Origin of the sequence: Pseudomonas sp. SWRI51 (assembly GCF_014268825.1) — a bacterium.
Classification (GTDB): Bacteria; Pseudomonadota; Gammaproteobacteria; order Pseudomonadales; family Pseudomonadaceae; genus Aquipseudomonas; species Aquipseudomonas farsensis.
Genome location: NZ_JABWRG010000047.1, coordinates 1 through 19,738, shown reverse-complemented (window position 1 = coordinate 19,738; position 19,738 = coordinate 1). Strand labels below are relative to the sequence as shown.

The window sequence follows — 19,738 nt, the reverse complement described above, 5'->3', positions numbered from 1 at the left end:
CGCACACCGTCAAGGAGCACTCATGCAATTACGGAATATGAAAATCGGTTCAAGGGCTGCCAGCGTGTTTGCACTGCTGGGCGTCCTGGTGCTGACCATGGGCTTACTGGCGCTTTACGAGACCAAGCGCATGGACAGCGCCACCGACGAAATCCGAGAGACTTGGGTACCTGCGGTCATCACGCTCAGCGAAATCAGCACCAACCTGGGCCGTGCCCGTGCGGTCGCGCTGCGCAGCGCCATGGACGACGACACCACCGAGCGCGACCGTAATATCGCCCTGCTCGGGCGCGTCAACGAGGAGCTCAAGCAAGGCCTCAAAAACTATGAGCAGACCGTAGTCGGCGAGCAGAGCCGGGCCCTGTTCGATACCTTCAAGGCTGCTTATGACAACTACTATGTCCTGCAACAGGACGTGGTCAAAGACATCGCCGCCGGCCGCATTCCCGATGCCAAAGCCAAGATAAGCGGCCCCCTCACGCAGCTTGCCGACACCATGATGAAAGCCATGAGCGCACTCATCACCTACAACGGCGAAGGTGCCGAAGACGCATCCCAACGAAGCAGCGATGTGGCCGACGAGGCGTTCGGCGTGATCATCGTGTCGTTGGCCGTTATCCTGCTCGCCCTGGCTGCCATCGCCACGCTGCTGACCCGCAGCATCGTCGTGCCGCTGGCCGACGCCGTTGCCGTTGCCGAGCGCGTGGCCACTGGCGACCTGACGCAGGAAATCACCGTGAACGGCCGTGACGAGCCGGGCATGCTGCTGCGCTCGCTGAGCCGCATGCAGGGCAACCTGCGCGATACCATCCGCAAGATCGCCGCCTCCTCCGACCAACTGGCCTCGGCGTCCGAAGAGCTGCACAGCGTCACCGAAGACACCAGCCGTGGCCTGCACCAGCAAAGCGCCGAGATCGACCAGGCGGCTACCGCAGTCAACCAGATGACTGCCGCCGTCGAAGAAGTCGCCAACAACGCAGTAAGCACTGCCGACGCCTCCAAAGGCGCCGACCAGACCACCCGCGATGGCCGCGAGCGTGTCAACGAGGCGCTGAGCTCGATTCAGTTGCTGGTCAATGACGTGACCGGTACCTCAGGCGAAATCGAACAACTGGCCACCAGCGCCAACGAGATCAGCCGTGTGCTTGATGTAATCGGCTCGATTGCCGGGCAGACCAACCTGCTGGCGCTCAACGCCGCCATCGAAGCTGCCCGTGCGGGCGAGGCTGGCCGTGGTTTTGCCGTGGTTGCCGACGAGGTTCGTGCGCTGGCCCACCGTACTCAGGAATCGACTGCCGAGATCGAGCAGATGATCGGTGGCATTCAGAGCGGCACCGAGCGTGCCGTCACCGCCATGCACAGCAGCCAAGGCCGCGCCAGCGGCACCCTGGAAGTGGCGCAAGGCGCAGGCGAGGCGCTGGAGTTGATTGCCGAGGCCATCGCCTCGATCAACCAGCGCAACCTGGTCATTGCCAGTGCCTCGGAAGAACAGGCGCAAGTGGCGCGTGAAGTGGACCGCAACCTGGTCAACATCCGCGACCTGGCGATGCAGACCTCGGCCGGGGCGAACCAGACCAGCGCCGCAGCCCAGGACCTGTCGCGCCTGGCGGTTGAACTGAACGGCATGGTGGCCCAGTTCAAGGTTTGATCCGCAGACACTGAAACCACCGCGAAAGGGCTGCGTAGCAGCCCCGGAGATATCAGCGTGGTGAACAAACGCTGGGGCTGCTTCGCAGCCCTTTCGCGGCACAAGGCCGCTCCTACACTGACCGCGTGAAACGGCATCGCTTGGCCCATTACTTCACCGCAACTGGCCTACCCACCTTGAGCGGCTTGCTGCGCGTAGCCAGGCAATAATACAGCGGCACGGTCACCAGCAGCCCGAACAGCCACGAAAGGTCAGCCCCTTCAACGATGTTCGAATACGGCCCCACATACAGTGACGTGTTGGCGAACGGCAACTGCACCAGGATGCCGCAGGCGTAGGCGATGCTCGCGTGGTGGTTGAAACGACCATAGATACCGCCGTCAGCCCGGAAGATCGACGCAATGTCGTACTCGCCCTTCTTGATCAGGTAGAAATCCACCAGGTTGATCGATGCCCACGGCACCAGTACCAGCAGCAGCGCCAGGATCAGGCCAATGAACTGGCCGATGAAGTCCGCCGAGGCATTGAGCGCAACCATGCCGCAGCCCAGCAGAATGATCGCAGCCAACACCACACGCACCTTGATGCTGGGCGTCCACTGCGCGGCGAAGGTCTGGATGGCCGTGACGATCGACAGCACCGCCCCATACAGGTTAAGGGCGTTGTGGCTGATGATGTTAAGCAGGAACAACACCATCAGGATCGGCCCCAGCCAGCCGGTGGCCTGCTTGACCGCGGCCATGGCATCGGTGCCCTCCGGCACGCACAACACCGCGATCGCACCAAAGCTGAAGCACAGGATGGTGCCCAGGGTTGCGCCGAAGTAGGTAGCCCAGAACGGCTTGGCGATGCCGATTTCACGCGGCAGGTAGCGTGAGTAGTCGGAGGTGTACGGCGAAAAGCTGATCTGCCAGATAACGCCCAGCGACACCGTGGCAACGAAGCCCGACAGGTTGAACGCCCCACGGGTATAGAAGTCAGCCGGCAGCTCCTGGACAAACATCATGATGAAACCAGCCAGCAGCGCCGAACCCATCACCCAGGTGCCAATGCGGTTCAGGGTATGGATGAAGCGGTAGCCGATCACGCCAATGGCAGTTGCGCTCAGGGCGCCGATCACGATGGCGCCAGGCATCGGCACGCCCGGGGCAATGCCATGGATCGACTTGCCGGCCAGCACGATGTTGGAGATGAAGAAGCCAACATAGATCAGCGCTGTGAAAAACACGATCAGCAGCGCCCCGTAGCGCCCGAACTGGCCGCGGCTCTGGACCATCTGCGGGATCCCTAACTGCGGCCCCTGTGCCGAGGCCAGGGCGATGACCACGCCCCCCAGCAGGTGGCCAATCACAATGGCCACCAAGCCCCACAGCAAATTCAGGTGAAACACCTGCACCACCATGGCCCCCGTGACGATGGGCAGCGGCGCGATGTTGGTACTGAACCAGAGGGTGAACAGGTCGCGCGCCTTCCCGTGGCGCTCGGCAGGTGGCACGTAATCGACCGTGTGATTCTCGACAAACTGGTGCTGCGAAGACGGTTGAGACATAGGAATTCAGCTCGAAAGGTCGTTTTTATCGTTGTAAGGAAACCGCATCCAGGGCGGCCTCTCAGCTGAAGACCATATTATGGTATTCCAAGTTTTTGACAACACTGCTCCGTATTAAAAAACGCTAGCTGATCCGTTTCCGCAGCCAGCCCAACCAAACGTCTTTGCGCTGAAAGCCCCGGTATTCGTGGCCTGCAGCCGTTCATTGTGTATTTGAAGTGGGCGAAAATTCCACTTGCAAAATAGGTATTACGGTATACCATCAGACACATCAACGATAAAAACAGCGGACCACCGCCGCCTTTGCGAGGTACACACGATGATCGACGCAACTGTCTACAAGAACGTCCTGGGCTCCTTCCCGTCCGGCGTGACCGTCATCACCACCCTGGACGACGACGGATCGATCGTCGGCCTGACCGCCAGCGCTTTTTCTTCACTGTCGATGGACCCGCCGCTGGTGCTGTTCTGCCCCAACTACAGCTCCGACTCCTATCCTGTACTGATGAAGAACAAGCGCTTTGCCATTCACCTGCTTTCCGGTGAACAGCAAGCCGAGGCCTACGCGTTTGCCAAAAAGGGCAAGGACAAAGCCGTCGGCATCGAGTGGACGCTGTCCGCACTGGGCAACCCGATCCTGGCCGGCGCCACCGCCGTCATCGAGTGCGAGCTGTGGCGTGAATACGAAGGTGGCGACCACGCCATCATGGTCGGCAAGGTGCACAACCTGATCGTCCCTGAGCAAGCGCCGAGCCCGATGATCTACTGCCGCGGCAAGATGGCCAGCCTGCCCGCCTTCGCCTGAGCCCTTCTTCTACAAGCAGGCGCACAGGTGCCTGTGGCGAACTCCAAAGCCTGCCCGGCAGGCGACAACAACAAGCTCCGAGGAAATGCCCCATGAAATTTTCGTTGTTCGTGCACATGGAACGTTGGGATGAACAGGTCAGCCACCGCCAACTGTTCGAAGACCTGACCGAGCTGACCCTGATGGCCGAAGACGGCGGGTTCAGCACCGTGTGGATCGGCGAACACCACGCCATGGAGTACACCATCTCGCCGAGCCCGATGCCGCTGCTGGCCTATCTTGCCGCCCGCACCGAGAAAATCCGCCTGGGCGCCGGCACCATCATTGCGCCGTTCTGGAACCCGATCCGCGTAGCAGGCGAATGCGCCCTGCTTGACGTCATCAGCAATGGCCGCATGGAAGTGGGCCTGGCCCGCGGCGCCTATCAGTTCGAGTTCGACCGCATGGCCAACGGCATGCCAGCCACCGACGGCGGCAAGGCGCTGCGCGAAATGGTGCCGGTGGTGCGCAAGCTGTGGGAAGGCGACTACGCCCATGACGGCGAAGTGTACAAATTCCCCACGTCCACCAGCGTGCCGAAGCCGTTCAACGCCGTACCGCCGATGTGGATCGCCGCCCGCGACCCAGACTCACACAACTTTGCCGTGGCCAATGGCTGCAACGTCATGGTCACGCCATTGATGAAAGGCGATGAAGAAGTGCTGGACCTGAAAAGCAAGTTCCAGGCAGCGCTGGACAACAATCCGGATGTGCCACGTCCACAATTGATGGTGCTGCGCCATACCCATGTGCACAGCCCATCCGAGCCTGAAGGCTGGAAGGTCGGCGCCCAGGCTATCGCGCGCTTCTACCGCACATTCGATGCCTGGTTCGGCAACAAGACCACCCCGGTCAATGGCTTCCTCGAGCCAAGCCCTGAATCGAAATTTGCCGAAGTGCCGGCGTTCGACCTGAACAACATCCGCAAGAACACCATGATCGGCACCCCCGAAGAAATCATCGCGCGTATCAAGTACTACCAAGAGCTTGGCGTCGACGAGTTCAGCTTCTGGTGTGACAACAGCCTGCCGCACGCAGAGAAGAAAAAATCGCTTGAGCTGTTCATCAAGGAAGTGGTGCCGGCGTTCGCCTGAATTCCCTTTGCCTGATTGATTGCAGGACCCAGCCCGCTCTCCCGTGAGAGCGGGCTTTTTTAGGCTTGCCCCGCGCTGCGCGCCAATACAGAAAGCCCGTATTTCAAGGCATCAGCCGACCTTTCGTCCCCCGACGAAACAATTTTTCAGTCGGGTCTTGCACAACAAATATTATGGTATACCATCAGACAACAAGAGCTGATAACCCTACTTAGGAGCCCCCCATGAGTTTCGAAATCCGCAAAATCGTCACCTACTCCGAAGAAACCCGCATCGAAGGCGGCAAGGCCACCGACAAGCCAGTGACCATGGTCGGCCTGGCCGTGGTGATCAAAAACCCATGGGCTGGGCGCGGTTTCGTTGACGACCTGAAGCCGGAAATCCGTGCCCACTGCTCCGAGCTCGGGGCGCTGATGGTCGAGCGCCTGACCGCCGCCATCGGCGGCGCCGACAAGATCGAGGCCTATGGTAAAGCTGCGGTGGTCGGCGCCGACGGCGAAATCGAACACGCATCCGCGGTGATCCACACCCTGCGCTTTGGCAACCACTACCGGGAAGCCGTACAGGCCAAGAGCTACCTGAGCTTCACCAACAAGCGCGGCGGCCCGGGGACCTCAATCCAGATCCCGATGATGCAGAAGGACGACGAAGGCCTGCGCTCGCACTACATCACCCTGGAAATGCAGATCGAAGACGCCCCGCGCGCTGACGAAATCGTCGTGGTCCTGGGCGCAGCCGACGGCGGCCGTCTGCACCCGCGCATCGGTAACCGCTACATCGACCTGGAAGAACTGGCTGCCGAAAAAGCCAACGCTCAATAACAATAACCAAGACGGGCCTGGGCGTGGCGTGCATACCCGCCGCGCCCGACCTTCAAGGAGCGCCCTCCATGATTCAGCCTGTCGCTGAACGTACACCGGCCGGGACCAGCTACACCGTCCACGGCCAGGGCCAGCCCGTGGTTCTGATCCACGGCGTGGGCCTGAACAAGGAAATGTGGGGCGGGCAGATCGTCGGCCTTGCCAACGACTATCGCGTCATCGCCTACGACATGCTCGGCCATGGCCAAAGCCCGATGCCAGCCGCCGACACACCGCTGGAAGGCTACGCCGAACAACTGGCCGAACTGCTTGACCACCTGCAAATCGCCCAGGCGACGGTGATCGGGTTCAGCATGGGCGGCCTCGTGGCCCGTGCCTTTGCCCTAAACTACCCGCAGCGTCTGGCTGCGCTGGTGGTACTCAACAGCGTGTTCCAGCGCACCGACGAGCAAAGCGCAGGCGTCATCGCCCGTGCGGCGCAGGCGCTGGAACAAGGCCCCGACGCCAACGTCGACGCCGCGTTGGACCGCTGGTTCAGCCGCGAGTACAAGGCCGCCAACCCGGCCCAGGTAGCTGCCATCCGCCAGATCCTGGCTGGCAACGACCCGCAGGGCTACCACACCACCTATTCTCTGTTCGCCACCCAGGACATGTACCGCGCCGATGATCTGGGCAGTATCCAGGTGCCGACATTGATCGCCACCGGCGAGCTCGACGCCGGCTCCACCCCGGCCATGACCCGCCAGCTCGCTGCCAGAATCCCTGGCGCGCACAGCGTGGTGCTGGCCGAGCAACGGCATATGATGCCGGTGGAAGCACCGCGCGAAGTCAACAAGATGTTGCTCGACTTCCTCGCCCAAGCCCGCACCCTCACCGAATCCGCCAAGGGGATTGTTGCATGACCCTCGTTCGTTTCCAGATGTGCATCGACGGCCAGTGGCTCGATGCCCAGAGCGGCAAGACCTTCGACAGCCTCAACCCGGCCACCGCCCAGGCCTGGGCGCAACTGCCAGACGCCGACGAAGCCGATGTCGAGCTGGCCGTGCAAGCGGCCCAGCGCGCCTTCGAAAGCAAGGCCTGGCGCAGCATCACCGCCACCGCCCGGGGCAAGTTGCTGCGCCGTCTGGGTGACCTGATCACCGAAAACAAAGAGCACCTGGCCCAACTCGAAAGCCGTGACAACGGCAAGCTGATCCGCGAAACCCGCGGCCAGGTCGGCTACCTGCCGGAGTTCTTCCATTACACCGCAGGCCTTGCCGACAAACTCGAAGGCGGCACCCTGCCCCTGGACAAGCCGGACCTGTTCGCCTACACCGTGCACGAGCCGATCGGCGTGGTGGCCGGGATCATCCCCTGGAACAGCCCGCTGTACCTGACCGCAATCAAGCTCGCCCCAGCCCTGGCCGCCGGCAACACCATCGTGCTCAAGCCTTCCGAGCATGCCTCGGCGACCATCCTCGAACTGGCCCGCCTGGCGCTCGAAGCGGGCTTTCCGCCTGGCGTGGTCAACGTGGTCACCGGCTACGGCCCAAGCACTGGCGCCGCCCTCACCCGCCACCCGCTGGTGCGCAAGATCGCTTTCACCGGCGGCGCTGCCACGGCTCGCCATGTGGTGCGCAGCAGCGCCGAAAACTTCGCCAAGCTGTCGCTGGAACTGGGCGGCAAGTCGCCGAACATCATCTTCGCCGACGCAGACCTGGACAGCGCCATCAACGGTGCGGTGGCCGGGATCTATGCCGCCTCCGGGCAAAGCTGCGTGGCGGGCTCGCGCCTGCTGGTTCAGGACGAGATCTTCGATGAGTTCGTCGAACGCCTGGTAGCGCGCGCCAAGCGCATCCGCATCGGCAGCCCGCAGGACGACGCCAGCGAAATGGGCCCGATGGCCACCGCACAGCAACTGGCGGTGGTCGAAGGCCTGGTGGCCGCCGCCAAGGCAGAAGGCGCCAAGCTGCACATGGGCGGCAAGCGCGCCGAGGTCGAGGGTGACGGCTGGTTCTATGAGCCGACCCTGTTCGAGTGCGACAGCAACTCGATGACCATCATGCAGGAAGAAGTGTTCGGCCCAGTGGCAGCGGTGATCCGCTTCAAGACCGAGCAAGAGGCGCTGGATATCGCCAACGACTCGCAGTTCGGCCTGGCAGCCGGCATCTGGACCCGCGACCTGGGGCGCGCCCACCGCCTGGCCCGTGACGTGCGCTCCGGCATCATCTGGGTCAATACCTACCGTGCGGTGTCGGCCATGGCGCCCATCGGCGGTTTCAAGAACAGCGGCTATGGCCGTGAGAGTGGCATCGATTCGGTGCTTGCCTATACCGAGCTGAAAACGGTGTGGATCAACCTGTCCACAGCGCCGATGCCCGACCCGTTCGTGATGCGTTAACGAGGTGCAGCCAAAATGATCGAACCAGGCATCTACAAAGACGTGATGGGCTCGTTCCCGTCCGGTGTCACCGTGGTCACCACGCTGGATGCCGACGGCGCCATCGTCGGCATCACCGCCAGCGCCTTCAGTGCGCTGTCGATCGAGCCGGCGTTGGTGTTGTTCTGCCCCAACTATGCCTCCGACACCTACCCGATCCTGCGTGACAGCAAGCAGTTCGCCATCCACTTGCTGTCAGCCGAGCAGACCGCCGAGGCCTACGCCTTCGCCGGTAAAGGCAAGGACAAGGCCAAAGGGATCCAGTGGCAGCTCAGCGAATTGGGCAACCCGCTGCTGACCAAGGCCACGGCGATTATCGAATGCGAGCTGTGGCGCGAATACGACGGCGGTGACCACGCCATCATCGTCGGCGCGGTGAAGAACCTGGTGTTGCCAGAGCAGCCGGTGACGCCGATGGTCTACCATCGCGGCAAGCTCGGCGCATTGCCACCTTTGGGCTGACTACCGCCGGGGGTGCTGTGCGCCCCATCGCAGGCTGGCGCCAGCTCCCACAGGCATTTCATTGCCTTTGAGGTATGCACTACCTGTGGGAGCTGGCGCCAGCCTGCGATGGGCTGCACAGCAGCCCCACATTTTTCGGGGGTCGCGCACACCCCTCACCCCCGGTTGCGGCCCCCATTTTTATTCAACCTACGCAGGAACCCGGCCCATGAGCAACGAGAAGTACGAAAAAGGCCTCGCCATCCGCACCCAGGTGCTCGGCGAAGACTACGTCAACCGCTCGATCCAGAACGCCGACGAGTTCACCAAGCCGCTGCAGGAGCTGGTTACCGAGTATTGCTGGGGCCATGTCTGGGGCCGCGATGGCTTGTCGCTCAAAGAGCGCAGCATGATAAACTTGGCCATGATTTCCGCGCTCAACCGGCCCCACGAGCTCAAGCTGCACATTCGCGGCGCATTGCGTAACGGGCTGAGCCGTGAACAGATTCGCGAGATCCTGCTCCAAGTCGGTATATATTGCGGCGTACCTGCGGCGGTGGACAGTTTCCGCCTGGCCCGCGAAGCGTTCGCCGAGGCCGATGCAGAGCCCACCCGTTAACACCGGGCTGTTCGAACCACTGCATGGAGCGCCACGGTTCGTGGCCCTTCGCGATGTTGGCGCAACAGCCTCATAAAGAGCGCACCTGATGAAACGCCAGCCACTCGACGACAGCTTCAAGGTCAACCGCAACCCCGTCACGCTCCGCGAAATCGTGCTCGACAAACTGCGCAGCGCGATCATGAACTTCCATTTGCTGCCCGGCGACCGCCTGGTCGAACGCGACCTCTGCGACCGCCTCGGCGTCAGCCGCACCTCGGTGCGCGAAGCCCTGCGTCACCTCGAGTCCGAAGGCCTGGTGGAGTTCGCCGACGCCAAGGGCCCGCGGGTGGCCATCATCACCCTCGAAGACGCCCGCGACATCTACGAGCTGCGCTGCGTACTCGAAGGGCTGATCGTCCAGCTGTTCACCCTCAACGCCAAGAGCAAGGACATCCGTGCCCTGGAACGCGCCCTTGAAGTGAACCGCGAAGCGCTCGAAGAAGGCGAACTGGCGCAGGTACTCGATTCGGTACAAGGCTTCTACGACGTGCTTCTGGAAGGCTCCGGCAACCAGGTTGCAGCCCAGCAACTACGCCAGTTGCAGGCCCGCATCAGCTACCTGCGTGCGACCTCGGTCTCGCAGGAAAACCGCCGCGGCGCGAGCAACCGCGAAATGGAAAAAATGGTCGAGGCGATCAAGGGCGGCGACCCGCTGGCGGCGCACCAGGCTTCGGTCGACCACGTGCGCGCTGCAGCCAAGGTGGCACTGGAATACCTGCGTCAGAAGCAGGACGACAACGCCAAGGTCCGCGAAATCGTCGCTCCCCTGCCCCTCAAGGACCCTCGCATAGGCCGCTGACCATGCCCACCGCCCCGCGCTACTGCCCGCACTGCACCAGGGAACTGACCCGGGGCGTGCCCACCGGTGACACCCACGAGCGCCTGCACTGCACCGGTTGCGGCTACATCCATTACATCAACCCAAAGATCATCGCCGGGTGCATCATCGAACGTGATGGCAAGTACCTGTTGTGCCAGCGCGCCATCCCGCCGCGCCCAGGCACCTGGACGCTACCGGCCGGGTTCATGGAAGCCGGCGAGACCACCGAGCAGGCGGCGCTGCGCGAGGTGTGGGAAGAAAGCGGCGTACGCGCCGACATCGTCTGCCCCTACTCGATCTTCAGCGTGGCGAAGATCAGCGAGGTCTACATCATCTTCCGCGCGGTGGTAACCGAAGAGACCGGCCAGTACGGGCCCGAGACGCTGGCCTACAAGTTCTTCGAGCCTGACGAGATTCCGTGGGATGACATCTATTACCCGGCCATTCGGCAGATTCTCGAGCGCTATATCCTCGAGCGCCAGGCTGGGGTCTACGGCATTTACATGGGCAATGACGACACCGGCAAGGTGCACTTCATTCGTTGACGCGCAAGTCCCAATAAGACCCATGCGCATCCACGAGGAAAATGCAGTCAGTTGATAGTCATTCGCCATTAATCCGTTCTCGGAATGCCCCGCCCGAGGGTAGAATGCGGCAAAACCGGGAGCCGTAATGAACCAGGACCGCCACCCCCTCAGCGAAGACGATGCCATTACCGATGCCGCGGCGCATTGGTGCATGCGCCTGCATGCCGATGATTGTTCGGCCGCAGAACGGGCAGCGTTCAGCCAGTGGTTGGCAGCCGACCCGCGCCACGCCGCTGAATACCAGGCCATGCTGGAAATCTGGCAAACCGCAGACCTGCTGCCCCGCGAACACAATGTCGTCACGCTCAGCCCTCGGCGCAAGGCCCGCACGCGCAACTGGCGGCCGCTGGCCTCAGCAGCAGCAATCGCACTGATGGCCCTGCCGCTGGCCGGCTGGGTTGGCTGGGAACAGAACTGGCTGCCGAGCAGTTATCAGCATTTCCAGACCGGCGATCAATTGCAGCAGGTGCAACTGAACGACGGCAGCCGCGTCGACTTGAACCTGCACAGCGAACTGCGCTACCTCAATTTCAAGGACGAGCGCCGCGTCACGCTGATCAAGGGCGAGGCGTTCTTCAAGGTGACGCACGACAGCAGCCACCCCTTCATCGTCCGTGCCGGCAACGGCCAGACACGGGTGACCGGTACGCAGTTCAACGTGTGGAAGTACGATGACCAGGTCAAGGTGACCCTGGTTGAAGGCTCGGTGCTGGTCAGCAGTGACGGTGACAGCGGCGGCTACCGCCTTGGCCCAGGCATGCAGGCCACCTACCAAATGGGCGACTTCGAGCCGCACCTGGCGCAAAGCGACGACTATGACAACGCCCTCGCCTGGCGCAGTGGCAAGCTGGTACTGGACAACCTGAGCCTGCGTCAGGCACTGCCCGTGATCAATCGCTACCTCGAAAAACCGCTGTTGCTGGCGGATGACAGCACTGCGCGCATCCGCATCAGCGGCATCTACAACACCCGTGAAGTTGCCCGGCTGGTCGATACGCTGCCCAAGGTATTGCCGGTGTACCTCACCCGCAGCAAGGACGGCAGCACCGTGCTCAATCGCATCGTCCCGCCGCCCAACCGCGGCTGACCCGCGCGCGTTACAGCATCATCGCCGCCAACCAACCAAAGCCCAGCAGTGGCAGGTTGTAGTGGATGAAGGTGGGCACCACGGTGTCCCAGATGTGATGGTGCTGCCCATCGACATTCAGGCCCGAGGTGGGGCCCAGGGTTGAGTCCGAAGCGGGCGACCCCGCGTCGCCCAATGCCCCGGCGGTGCCGACAATGCATACCGTGGCAATAGGGTCAAAACCAAGCTGCACGCACAGCGGCACGAAGATCGCCGCCAGAATCGGCACGGTGGAGAACGACGAACCGATCCCCATGGTTACCAGCAGGCCCACCAGCAACATCAGCAGCGCACCCACGCCCTTGCTGTGGCCGATCCACTGCGCCGACGCCTCGACCAGCCCCTTCACTTCGCCCGTCGCCTTGAGCACCTCGGCAAAGCCTGAGGCGGCGATCATGATGAAGCCGATCATCGCCATCATCTTCATGCCTTCGGTGAACACGTCGTCGCTGTCTTTCCAGCGCACGATGCCCGACAGCGAGAACACCAGAAAGCCGACCATCGCGCCAATGATCATCGAACCCAGCCATAGCTGCACCACAAAGGCGACGACGATGCCCAGGGCTGCCACCAGCAAGGTGCGTGGCTGGTACTGCATGCTCACCTGCTCGACCTGCTCGACCCGTTCCAAGTCATAGTCGCGGGGCTTGCGGTAGCTGATGAACACCGCTACCAGCAGGCCGAACAGCATGCCTGCAGCCGGAATGGCCATCGCGTGGGTGACATTGACGCCACTGACATCGACGCCTGCGCGGCTGACGTTGGCCAGCAGAATTTCGTTGAGGAAAATATTACCGAAACCTACCGGCAGGAAGATGTACGGGGTGATCAGGCCGAAGGTCACCACACAGGCAATCAGCCGCCGGTCGATACGCAGGCGCGTCATCACGTACAGCAGCGGCGGGATCAGCAACGGGATGAACGCAATATGAATCGGCAGCACGTTCTGCGACGCCACCGCCACTTGGAGCATCAGGCCGATGATCAGCCATTTCACCATGCGCGCGTTTTGCGCCCCCTGACGGTCGACCTTGGCCAACATCCAATCGGCCAGCGCGTGGGCCAGCCCCGACTTGGCGATCGCCACGGCAAAAGCGCCCAGCAATGCGTAGGACAGCGCAACCGTCGCACCACCGCCCAGGCCACCGTTGAAGGCTTTCAGGGTGCCCTCGATGCCCAGCCCGCCCACCAGGCCGCCGGCCATGGCACCGACAATCAGCGCGATGACCACATGCACGCGGGACAAACTCATGATCAGCATGAGCCCTACCGCAGCTATCACTGCATTCATGAAAACCTCGTTCGACAGACAAAAGAAAAGCGTCCGGCGCCAGGCTGCACACAGGCAGCGGCCGGAACAGGGGGATCTTGTTATGAAGGGCGCACACTCTGAAGCACGAAATAACAGAAGTCAAAGCCGTATCCGTCGCGCTTTGTTGTAGGACGCGACCAAAGTCGCAGAGAACTGATTGAACGTTCAATCAAGAAAAACCGAGCATCGCCGATACAATCGGCAGCATTAAAATTATCAGAAGGGATTTGCCCCCATGCCTGCGCTGCGACAACTCTCGATTCAATGGAAAATCACCCTGCTGGCCGGGTTGTGCCTGGCCGGCATCGTCACCTTGCTGGTCGGCCTGTCGCTGTACCGCATGGACCACAGCTCCGACCTGGTCAAGGCCAGCAGCACCAAGATGCTGGGTGAATCGGCCCAGGCGCGTATCGAAGCCCAGGGCGAGGTGCAGGCACTGAATATCCGTCGCCAGTTCATGGACGCCTATCAGTACGGTGCAGGCTTCGCCCGCCAAGTGCTGTTCCTGCGCGAGCAGGCAGAAAAGCGCTTTCTCGACGCCTACGATCTGCGCCAGGACATGACCGCGCAGGTGCGCGCCGCCCTGCAGGCCAACCCCGACCTGCTCGGCCTGTCGCTGGTGTTCGAGCCCGGTGCGCTGGATGGCAAGGACACGCTGTTCGCCGGGCAGGCGGCGCTTGGCAGCAACGAAACCGGCCGCTTCGCGTTGTACTGGTCACAACCGCGTGCCGGCCAACTGACCTCGATGGCCTTGCCTGAACTGGACATGGCCAATACCGAGGTCGGCCCCAGCGGCCAGCCAGCCAACACGTGGTGGGTATGCCCGCGCAGCACCGGGCAGGTATGCGTGGTAGAGCCCTACTTCTATGACATCGACGGGCAGCGCGTGCTGATGACCAGCATCGTCTTCCCGCTCAAGAGCGACGGCAAGGTAATCGCCACGCTGTCCATCGACATCAACCTCAACAGCCTGCAAGCCCTGAGCGAATCGGCCAGCCGCAGCCTGTACCAAGGCCGCACCACCGTCGGCATCCTCAGCCCAGTCGGGTTGCTGGCAGGCTACAGCGCCGACGCCGACAAACTGGCCCAGCGTCTCGACCAGGTCGACAGCGCCCAAGGCGCTGAACTGGTACGCAAGCTGGCTGACGGCAAGCTGCAGGTGCTGCACCATCAGCAACAGTTGAAAGTGCTGGCGGCCTTTGAGCCGATCCCAGGCGCCAAACCGTGGGGCGTTTTACTGCAGGTGCCGGACAGCGTGCTCACGGGCCCCGCTGACGCGCTCAAGCAGGAGCTGGATGCGCTCAATACCAGCGGCACCCTGCTGGAACTGGGGCTGGGCCTTGGCGCGGCGATTCTCGGCCTGTTACTGGTGTGGCTGATGGCGCGCACGGTAACCCGGCCGATTCTCGGCGTTGCCGCCATGCTCAAGGACATCGCCAGCGGCGAAGGCGACCTGACCCGCCGCCTGCAATACGACAAACACGACGAACTGGGCGAGCTGGCTGGCTGGTTCAACCGTTTCCTCGACAAGCTGCAGCCGATCATCGCCGACGTGAAACGTTCGGTGCAGGCGGCGCGCAGTACCGCCGACCAGTCCGCCGCCATTGCCGCTGAAACCAGCGCCGGCATGGAGCAGCAGTACCGCCAGGTCGACCAGGTGGCCACTGCCTCCCACGAAATGAGCGCCACCGCCCAGGATGTCGCGCGCAGCGCCGCCCAGGCAGCCCAGGCCGCGCGCGAAGCCGACCTGGCCACCCGCGAGGGCCTGGCGGTCATCGACCACACCACCACGCGCATTGGCGCCCTGGCTGCCGACATGAGCAACGCCATGGGCCAGGTCGAAGGGCTGGCACTCAACAGCGAGAAGATCGGTTCAGTGCTTGAGGTGATCCGCTCGATTGCCGAACAGACCAACCTGCTGGCCCTCAACGCAGCCATCGAAGCCGCCCGCGCCGGTGAAGCCGGGCGCGGCTTTGCCGTGGTCGCCGACGAAGTCCGCAACCTGGCCCGTCGCACCCAGGAGTCGGTGGAGGAAACCCGCCAGGTCATCGAAGCCCTGCAAGCGGGCACCCAGGAAGTGGTAGGTGCCATGGACAGCAGCCACCGCCAGGCCCAGGGCGGCGTCGAGCAGGTTGGCCAGGCGGTCACCGCCTTGCAGCGCATCGGCCAGGCCGTGACGGTGATCACCGACATGAACCTGCAGATTGCCAGCGCTGCCGAGGAGCAAAGCGCGGTGGCCGAGGAGATCAACCACAACGTCGCCACCATCCGCGATGTCACCGAGTCGCTGTCTGGCCAGGCCAACGAGTCGGCGCGGGTCAGCCAGTCGCTCAACAGCCTGGCCAACCAGCAGCAGGGGCTGATGGATCAATTCCGCGTCTGATCCAACGCCCGGCGCGTGCTGCGCCGCTCAGGCGGGGCAGCACTTCCCTGCCCCTCTGCTTGCCAGCCCGGCAGAGGCCCCGGACAATGTTGCGAACAGCTCATTGCGGAGCCGCTGCCCGTGTCCCTCAAAGCCTTGCGCACCCTGGTCACCATTGCCCGCCACGGCACCTTCGCCCGTGCCGCCGACTTGCTCAGCCTCACGCCCTCAGCGGTCAGCCTGCACATCAAGGCGCTGGAGGACGAACTGCAGGTCGCGCTGTTCGACCGTAGCCGGCGCCAAGTGGTGCTGACCGAAGCCGGGCAACTGGCAGTGGCTCGCGCCGAGAGCATCCTGGCCGCCTACGACGAGCTGGCCGACACCCTTGCCAGCGGCCCGAGCCTGCGCGGGCGGCTGCGTATCGGCGCGATTCACACCGTCCTGGCGCGGCGCCTGCCCAAGGCGCTGGTATGGATCAAGGCGCACCATCCGCTGCTGCACGTAAGCGTGGTGTCGGGTATGTCTGCCGAGCTTGCCAGGCGCGTCGAAGACGGCGAGCTGGACGCGGCGATTACCACCGAACCGGTAAGCCCCTACCCGCAGAGCTTGCAGTACACCGCCTTGTTCGAGGATCGATTCTGGGCCATCGCCAGCTCCGAGCATGCCGGCCAAAGCCTGCCGGAGCTACTGGCCAACCTGCCGTTCCTGCGTTTTGACAAGCGCGCCTGGGCCGGCCGGCAGATCGAGCAGGAGCTGCGCCGTCAGCGCTTGCAGGTCAGCGAGCAGATGGAGCTGGACAGCCAGGAGGCGCTGGCACACATGGCCGCGATGGGCCTGGGCGTGGCGGTGATCCCGGTCAGTGATGATGACCTGCAGCGGCTTCCGGCGGCGACCATCCTGCCCTTCGGCGAACCGCAGCTGACCCGCCGGGTGGTATTGCTGGAGCACGAAAAGAGCCAGCGCCGGCATTTGAGCGCGGTGCTGAGAACCGCGCTCGGGGCGTAGGCGCGACCTGGCCGCTTGTGAACGACTCTGCGAGGGTTGATTTTTTCTCAACGGTAAATGCAGAAAACAGCGTTTTTTCTGCTCATTCCCCTACGCTACCCTGTGCCGGTACCCGACCACGGACCGTCGCCCATGCTTGACCTGCTGCTAACCACCCTCGTCCCGATCATTCTCCTTATCGCCTTAGGCACCTGGCTGCGGCTGCGCGGTTTTCTGGCCGAGACCTTCTGGCCAGGCGCCGAGCGGCTGAGCTACTACGTGCTGCTGCCATCGCTGTTCGTGCACGGCATGGCCACCGCCAACCTTGAAGGTGTACCGATATTCGGCATGGTCGGCGTGCTGGTGCTCTCGACGCTGCTCGGCGCAGTGCTGCTGGTGCTGTACCAGGGCGCTGCCAACCACGACGGCGCCGACTTTACCTCAGTGTTCCAAGGCGGCATTCGCTTCAACAACTACATCGGCGCCACCCTTGCCTTTGGCCTCTACGGCAGCGCCGGGATCGCCCTGGCGGCGGTGGCCAACGCGGCCATCGTGCCGCTGGTGAACCTGCTGTGCGTACTGGTGTTCGCCCGCTTCAGCGCCCGCCATAGCTCGCCAGGCACAATTGTGCGGGCGATCTTCGCCAACCCGCTGATCATCGGCTGCGGCCTGGGCATGTTGTTGCGGGTCACAGGCTTAGGCCTGCCGGCAGGGCTGGAGCCCACGGTCGGTGCGCTGGGCAAGGCGGCACTGCCCATGGGTCTGCTGTGTGTCGGTGCAGCGCTGGGCGGCGCGCGGTTTGGGCAACAGGTCAAGCCCATGCTGGCCGCTTCGCTGTTCAAGTTTCTGGTGATGCCCCTGGCCACCTGGGGCTTGTGCCGTATGCTTGGGCTCAGCGGCCAGGCCGCAGTGGTGGCGGTGCTGTACCAGGCGCTGCCGACCGCCTCGTCGTCCTATGTCATGGCGCGGCAGATGGGCGGGAATGCACCATTGATGGCAACCATCATCGCGATGCAAACGGTGCTGGCGGCGGCGACGTTGCCTTTAATGCTGACGTTGACGCTCAATTGAAGCGAGGCGGCTAAACTCACACGCACCCAACCTTGCGGATACCTGATCATGCGTCTCTCTCTGCTACTGTCTGGCGTTGCCCTGGCCCTGTTTGCAGGCTCTATCGCGGCGGCTGACAGCCAAAAGGCCGCCGTTGCCGAAGACAAGGCACAGGTGCTGGAGGAGAAAGTGGTGCAGGACGCACCGCCGCCAAAAAAACAGGAAACCCTGACGCCGACAGAGGTTCAGGCAGTTGACCCGGTTGGGCAGGCGCCGATGGACGACAGCATTACCTGCCTGGCGCGGACCATCTATTGGGAGGCCAAAGGTGCCGATGAGCGCGATATGAGTGCGGTAGCCAGTGTGGTGCTCAACCGGCTAGGGCATGAGGGGTTCCCGAACAGCATCTGCGGTGTGGTCAAGCAGGGTGTCGAGAGCAAGAGCTGCCAGTTTTCCTGGTGGTGCGATGGCCGCCCAGACCAGGTCGAAGAGACCGACCGCTACACGGTAGCCAAGGAGATCGCGCGCAAGGCGCTGAACCAGCAGCTCAAGGACCCTACCGGCGGCGCGCTGTACTTCCATGACCGCAGCGTAAAGCCCGATTGGATCAAGGCCTACCGGCGCACGGCGCAGACCACGCACTTTCTGTTCTACAAGCCCAACCCGGCCTTGGCACGTTGATGTCTTGCCGGCTTTAGTGCCAACCCCGCGCAAGCGCAACGGAACAGCCTGCAGCCCCAACGGTCGACTGTTTGAGACAGCGGTGCGCAACACCGCCCGACCTGGTGGAATGTTCAAACGATGGGGCCAATTGATCACGGTCCATCGCACTTTTTCGATCCACCCTGGTCTACCCCCTCTTTTGCCGTGAACCTTCCGTACGACGGTTCTTCATGGGGACTGCACAACGCCGGGCCAAACGCTCGGTGCTTGTGTAGGATGGGCAGCGCACAACCCGACGCTGCCAGTTACAGGGAGATTCACATGCGCGTCCCATCCGTTGCCTGCCTCTTAGGTGTGTCGCTGGGCCTGCTCGCCTCGGCCGCTGCCCAGGCCATGACCGGCGAAGAGACGCAACTGATCGATACGATCAACAGCTACCGCAGCCAGGCACAGGGCTGTGCGGGCGAAGCGTCGCTGGAGCTGCCTCCGCTGAACAGCGATAACCGCCTGGCGCTGTCGCCAGAGGGCACCCGCGACCTGCAACAAGCGATGAGCCGGGCGGCCTACCCCATGGTCAACGTCCAGGCCATCAGCCTGTCCGGGCCGCGTGATGCCAAGTCCGCCATGAAAGCCATCGAAGAGAGTTTTTGCCAGGTGGTGCTCGACCCGCAGTTTGTCGATATCGGCGTCAGCCAAGAGGGCCGCGACTGGCGTATCGTGCTCGCCCGGCCGCTGCTCAGTGGGCGCCTGGGCGACTGGCAGGCCGAAGGCCAGAAGCTGCTGCAAGAGGTGAACGCCGCACGTAACGTACCGCGCCAGTGCGGTGGGCAACCCTTCCCGGCCGCCCCGGCGCTTGCCTGGAACACCACGCTGGCCGGTGTTGCCGCCAACCACACCCGCAACATGGCCAACCAGAACTTCTTCGACCATCTGGACCGCGACGGCCGCACCCCAGGCGACCGCGCCGAGCTTGCCGGCTACCAGTACCGGCAGATCGGCGAAAACATCGCAGCGGGCCGCGACAGCGCGCGCAAGGTGGTCGATGGTTGGCTGGCCAGCCCTGGGCACTGCGCCACGTTGATGAACCCCGACTACCGCGAACTGGGTGCCGCCTACGCCGTGGACCCGAAAAGCGATGCCGGGATCTACTGGACCGGCTTGTTCGGCACCGCGCAATAGGCAGATAACTGTGCAGGCCTGTTCCGCCCTCATCGCAGGCTGGCGCCAGCTCCCACAGGGGACCGGGTCAGCTGCGATATTGGCACTTGACTCAATTCCTTTGGGAGATTCTATGGTTTCGGGCAAGTCGCTTTTGATTGTGTAGGAGCGGCCTTGTGTCGCGAAAGGGCTGCGAAGC

General features: G+C 63.1%; 18 protein-coding genes. 16 read left to right on the top strand and 2 right to left on the bottom strand.

Annotated features, from left to right (window positions below; translation table 11 throughout):
* Window positions 1-22: 22 nt before the first annotated feature.
* The gene (locus HU720_RS14855) at window positions 23-1,648 is read left to right on the top strand and encodes a methyl-accepting chemotaxis protein (RefSeq protein WP_186520685.1); all 1,626 of its coding nucleotides are present in this window, start codon (window positions 23-25) and stop codon (window positions 1,646-1,648) included.
* Window positions 1,649-1,796: 148 nt separating this feature from the next.
* Here the strand turns inward: HU720_RS14855 and HU720_RS14850 are convergent, their stop codons facing one another.
* Window positions 1,797-3,197 carry a cytosine permease gene (locus HU720_RS14850; RefSeq protein WP_186520684.1) on the bottom strand — a complete coding sequence of 467 codons (1,401 nt, stop codon included), beginning with the start codon at window positions 3,195-3,197 and terminating at the stop codon, window positions 1,797-1,799.
* A 319-nt stretch (window positions 3,198-3,516) separates the two neighbouring features.
* Here HU720_RS14850 and HU720_RS14845 point away from each other — a divergent pair, with 319 nt between their 5' ends.
* The 10 genes from HU720_RS14845 (at window position 3,517) to HU720_RS14800 (ending at window position 11,971) form a co-directional block, all read left to right on the top strand.
* Window positions 3,517-4,002, top strand: a complete 486-nt coding sequence (locus HU720_RS14845) for a flavin reductase family protein (RefSeq protein WP_186520683.1) — start codon at window positions 3,517-3,519, stop codon at window positions 4,000-4,002.
* Window positions 4,003-4,094: 92 nt separating this feature from the next.
* The gene (locus HU720_RS14840; protein WP_186520682.1) at window positions 4,095-5,135 is read left to right on the top strand and encodes an LLM class flavin-dependent oxidoreductase; all 1,041 of its coding nucleotides are present in this window, start codon (window positions 4,095-4,097) and stop codon (window positions 5,133-5,135) included.
* A gap of 224 nt (window positions 5,136-5,359) precedes the next feature.
* Window positions 5,360-5,956 carry an amino acid synthesis family protein gene (locus tag HU720_RS14835; RefSeq protein ID WP_023535107.1) on the top strand — a complete coding sequence of 199 codons (597 nt, stop codon included), beginning with the start codon at window positions 5,360-5,362 and terminating at the stop codon, window positions 5,954-5,956.
* A gap of 68 nt (window positions 5,957-6,024) precedes the next feature.
* Window positions 6,025-6,858, top strand: a complete 834-nt coding sequence (locus HU720_RS14830) for an alpha/beta fold hydrolase (protein ID WP_186520681.1) — start codon at window positions 6,025-6,027, stop codon at window positions 6,856-6,858.
* Entirely contained in the window at window positions 6,855-8,336 is a 1,482-nt protein-coding gene (locus HU720_RS14825; protein ID WP_186520680.1) for an aldehyde dehydrogenase, read from the top strand. The genes HU720_RS14830 and HU720_RS14825 overlap by 4 nt, the downstream gene beginning before the upstream one ends.
* Window positions 8,337-8,351: 15 nt before the next feature.
* Window positions 8,352-8,837, top strand: a complete 486-nt coding sequence (locus tag HU720_RS14820) for a flavin reductase family protein (RefSeq protein WP_186520679.1) — start codon at window positions 8,352-8,354, stop codon at window positions 8,835-8,837.
* A gap of 208 nt (window positions 8,838-9,045) precedes the next feature.
* Window positions 9,046-9,435: a carboxymuconolactone decarboxylase family protein gene (locus HU720_RS14815; protein WP_186520678.1), complete on the top strand. Its 390-nt coding sequence runs from the start codon at window positions 9,046-9,048 to the stop codon at window positions 9,433-9,435.
* Window positions 9,436-9,523: 88 nt separating this feature from the next.
* On the top strand, window positions 9,524-10,276 hold the full coding sequence (locus HU720_RS14810) for a GntR family transcriptional regulator (RefSeq protein ID WP_186520677.1): 753 nt from the start codon (window positions 9,524-9,526) through the stop codon (window positions 10,274-10,276).
* A gap of 2 nt (window positions 10,277-10,278) precedes the next feature.
* Window positions 10,279-10,842, top strand: coding sequence for an NUDIX hydrolase (locus HU720_RS14805; protein WP_186520676.1), 564 nt, complete (start codon window positions 10,279-10,281; stop codon window positions 10,840-10,842).
* Window positions 10,843-10,969: 127 nt separating this feature from the next.
* Window positions 10,970-11,971 carry a FecR family protein gene (locus HU720_RS14800; RefSeq protein ID WP_186520675.1) on the top strand — a complete coding sequence of 334 codons (1,002 nt, stop codon included), beginning with the start codon at window positions 10,970-10,972 and terminating at the stop codon, window positions 11,969-11,971.
* A gap of 10 nt (window positions 11,972-11,981) precedes the next feature.
* On the opposite strand, the gene HU720_RS14795 is transcribed toward HU720_RS14800, so the two are convergent.
* Window positions 11,982-13,301: a Na+/H+ antiporter family protein gene (locus HU720_RS14795; RefSeq protein ID WP_186520674.1), complete on the bottom strand. Its 1,320-nt coding sequence runs from the start codon at window positions 13,299-13,301 to the stop codon at window positions 11,982-11,984.
* 256 nt (window positions 13,302-13,557) lie between these two features.
* On the opposite strand from HU720_RS14795, the gene HU720_RS14790 reads away from it, so the two are divergent.
* The 5 genes from HU720_RS14790 (at window position 13,558) to HU720_RS14770 (ending at window position 19,560) form a co-directional block, all read left to right on the top strand.
* A complete protein-coding gene (locus tag HU720_RS14790; protein WP_186520673.1) occupies window positions 13,558-15,705 on the top strand; it encodes a methyl-accepting chemotaxis protein in 2,148 nt (715 codons plus the stop codon).
* Window positions 15,706-15,825: 120 nt separating this feature from the next.
* Window positions 15,826-16,689, top strand: coding sequence for a LysR family transcriptional regulator (locus HU720_RS14785; protein WP_186520672.1), 864 nt, complete (start codon window positions 15,826-15,828; stop codon window positions 16,687-16,689).
* Between the two features lie 132 nt (window positions 16,690-16,821).
* Window positions 16,822-17,739 (top strand): AEC family transporter, encoded by a 918-nt coding sequence (locus HU720_RS14780; protein WP_186520671.1) that lies wholly within the window; start codon window positions 16,822-16,824, stop codon window positions 17,737-17,739.
* A gap of 48 nt (window positions 17,740-17,787) precedes the next feature.
* Window positions 17,788-18,399: a cell wall hydrolase gene (locus HU720_RS14775; protein WP_186520670.1), complete on the top strand. Its 612-nt coding sequence runs from the start codon at window positions 17,788-17,790 to the stop codon at window positions 18,397-18,399.
* Window positions 18,400-18,702: 303 nt separating this feature from the next.
* On the top strand, window positions 18,703-19,560 hold the full coding sequence (locus HU720_RS14770; RefSeq protein WP_186520669.1) for a CAP domain-containing protein: 858 nt from the start codon (window positions 18,703-18,705) through the stop codon (window positions 19,558-19,560).
* The last annotated feature ends 178 nt before the right edge of the window (window positions 19,561-19,738 follow it).